Here is a 2,870-nt window from a genome sequence, read left to right on the forward strand (position 1 = left end):
CAAGCTGCTCCTCACGCCCAGAGGACGGAAACTGGCCGGGGATCCCGAAGCCCTGTGGGATTTCCTGGCAGACCAGTTCGCGAACCCAGGCAGCGATGCGGAACGCTTGGCAACGCCCCTGTTCGTTCATTGGGAGCTGACTGGCGACGAGCCGCCCTACAATCTTCGGGACCAAGTGGTCCAGGCCGCCCTTCACCACGGCGGTTTGAGAACCCGGACGGGTGGCGAGATTCCTCTGTCTTGGGCGAGCGACCTCTACTACGACGTCACACGTAACCTGCACCGACTGGAGCTATGGGAACGCCCAGGTTGGGTGCGGATGAATGAGAAGTTGTCCGACGCAGGCGTCAAGTTCCTTTTGGAGGTTCAGAGCCGGATGGACTGACTCCGGTCTCTACGACGCTGCCGCGCCAGGTGGCTAGAGCGGCGCGGTCACTTTCGGAGAGGCCAGCTGCCTTGATGAAGCCGGGGAGGTCGAAGCCAGCCAAAGCCGTTCGGAAGGCACCTTCCGTGGTGGTTCCGTGGCGCTCGCAGAGTTCGTTCAGTAGAGATTCGGCATTGTTCCTGTTGTCGCTGGCTGCTCTGGTATCGCCCAACCGGACCGTTTCGAGGTAATCGTCAACGATCTCCTCCGTACCGGCATTCACGGCCGAAAGCAGAATCATGGCAATGATGCCGGTCCTGTCCCTGCCGCCCATGCAGTGAAAGAGGACACCGCCCGGCGGTGCGTTGACTATGGCCGAGACAGCAGCGCCCGCTCGTTCGGGCATCTCATTGAGGTGGGGCACGAAGTACATGGCGGTGCCCACCAAACCGTTGTTCCAGTAGTCCGCCCAGAAACCAGTGTTCTCAAGGCCATCGAGGTCCACGTTGATGGTGGTGAGCCAGGTTGGACGTTTCTGGGTGTCTTTCTGGCGTTCACCCGGTTGGCGAAGATCTACGACGGTACGGATCCCGGCCTCGTGCACTTGCTGCCATCCGTCGGGGCTGATCCGGTCCACGTTGTCGCTGCGGAATAACACTCCGCTCGGCGTCAGCGTGCCGTCAACGCGTTCCAATCCGCCGAGATCGCGCGCGTTGACCAGACCCTCGGCTCTGAGGGTGCGGTCCTTTCCTGCAGCCTCTTCCATGCCCCCAGTAAAGCAAGGGACTTACGCCCGCGCGTGCTTCTTCCCAACGGCACGCCCCACGCCGCCCGAACGCCCCGCCGCAGCTACCCCAGCCCCGCCACCCTCGCCAGCCACAACCGAAGCCCCCGTCCCCAACCCGCGGACCGTCCACCCCGCACTCCGCCAGGCCTCAGCATCCAGGACGTTCCGAGCGTCCAGCACCATCCGGCGTCGTACGAGTGACCCCACAACGGAAGGCGACAGCGCGACGTATTCGTCCCATTCGGTGAGCAGCAGCACCAGTTCGGCGCCTTCGAGGGCGCGTTTGGTGTCGGCTTCGAAGCGGATTTGCGGGTAGCGGATCCAGGCGTTGTTGATGGCTTTGGGGTCGGTGACGGTGACGTGAGCGCCCGCGGCGGCGAGTTGCTGGGCAACGTCCAAGGCGGGGGAGTCGCGGATGTCGTCGGTGTCGGGCTTGAAGGCTGCGCCGAGGATGGTCACCGTGCGGCCGGACAGGAAGCCGCGGCACATCTCGCGGGCCACCTCCACGGCGCGGGATCGTTGGTCCAGGTTCACCGAATCAACCAAGGCCATCCATTCATCCACGGACGGCACCGAAAGTTCGCGTGCCTGTGCGCGGAACGACCGGATGTCCTTGGGCAGGCAGCCACCGCCGAACCCCAACCCGGCATGCAGGTATCGGTTGCCGATGCGCGGGTCCAAGCCCATCGCTTCGCTGAGTTGGCTCACGTCAGCGCCCGATGCGTCGCACAGCTCGGCCATCGCATTGATGAAGCTGACCTTCGTTGCCAGGAACGCGTTCGACGCCGACTTGATGAGTTCCGCCGTCGCGAAGTTGCAGACGAGGCGCGGAATTCCGGCGCTGATCAGGGGCTCGTACACCGCATCCAGCACGGCAGTAACTGGGGCGCCGGCCGCGGCACCCTTGCCACCCGGGACGCCGTAAACCAGCCGGTCAGGGACCAGCGAATCCTTGACCGCCGTGCCTTGGCGCAGGAACTCAGGGTTCCAACCGAGCAGGACGTCCGAGCGTCGGGCCAGGATCGCGCGGAGCGTTTCCACCGTGCCTACCGGCACCGTGGATTTACCCACGACGGCGGCACCCTTGGCCAGGTGGGGTAGGAGGCTCTTCGTGGCGCCCATGAGGTAGGAGAGGTCGGCCGTGTCCGACGTCTTGGACTGCGGGGTACCCACGCAGAGGAAGTGCACCTGCGCATCAGCTGCAGCGGAGAAATCCGTGGTGAACACGAGCCGGCCTGTGGTGCGGCCGTCCTGGAGGAGCTCGTCCAGACCCGGCTCGTGGAAGGGGGCCACAGCCTTGTTGAGCTGCTCCACCTTGGAGGTATCGACGTCGATGCCCACCACGTTGTGGCCCATCGAAGCGAGCGTTGCTGCGTGGACTGCGCCGAGGTAGCCGCAGCCGATCACGGAAATCTTCATGAGGTGGGTCCTTTGCTTGAGGTGAGTTCTGTGGGCCCGTTTTCACGGGCGGAGGAGGCGATGACTTCGGTGTAATGCCGCACCAGGTCGGCGCTGAGCACAGGCCACGTCCGCCCCTGGACCGAGGCGGTTGCTGCCGTGGCGAACGCGCGGCGCTTGGCGTCGTCGCCCGTCAGGTCCTGGACGTAGCCGCGCAACTGGGTGAGGTTCCCGGGCTCGTACAGCCAGCCGGTGCGGGAGTTTTCTACGAGATCCAGAGGACCGCCACGGCCGGTCGCCACCACCGGAACGCCCGATGCC

General features: G+C 64.9%; 4 protein-coding genes. 1 reads left to right on the plus strand and 3 read right to left on the minus strand.

Features of this window, described 5'->3' with window-relative positions:
• The coding region (locus HP499_RS22970; protein WP_172326376.1) for a hypothetical protein at window positions 1-385 on the plus strand (385 nt) is incomplete at its 5' end.
• On the opposite strand, the gene HP499_RS22975 is transcribed toward HP499_RS22970, so the two are convergent.
• From HP499_RS22975 to HP499_RS22985, 3 genes are all read right to left on the minus strand, one after another.
• Window positions 348-1,130 carry a tyrosine-protein phosphatase gene (locus HP499_RS22975; RefSeq protein ID WP_172326377.1) on the minus strand — a complete coding sequence of 261 codons (783 nt, stop codon included), beginning with the start codon at window positions 1,128-1,130 and terminating at the stop codon, window positions 348-350. The genes HP499_RS22970 and HP499_RS22975 overlap by 38 nt on opposite strands.
• Window positions 1,131-1,151: 21 nt before the next feature.
• Window positions 1,152-2,570, minus strand: a complete 1,419-nt coding sequence (locus tag HP499_RS22980) for a UDP-glucose/GDP-mannose dehydrogenase family protein (RefSeq protein ID WP_253951760.1) — start codon at window positions 2,568-2,570, stop codon at window positions 1,152-1,154.
• Window positions 2,567-2,870: glycosyltransferase (locus tag HP499_RS22985; protein WP_172326378.1), on the minus strand; the 304-nt coding region annotated here is incomplete at its 5' end. The genes HP499_RS22980 and HP499_RS22985, both read right to left, overlap by 4 nt.

It is taken from the genome of Paenarthrobacter sp. CM16, from assembly GCF_013179505.1.
GTDB lineage: Bacteria > Actinomycetota > Actinomycetes > Actinomycetales > Micrococcaceae > Arthrobacter.

Excerpts from the sequence above, each read along its gene's own strand:
- HP499_RS22975 (WP_172326377.1), bottom strand. The coding sequence starts at position 1,130 with ATGGAAGAGGCTGCAGGAAAGGACCGCACCCTCAGAGCCGAGGGTCTG.
- HP499_RS22980 (WP_253951760.1), bottom strand. The coding sequence starts at position 2,570 with ATGAAGATTTCCGTGATCGGCTGCGGCTACCTCGGCGCAGTCCACGCA.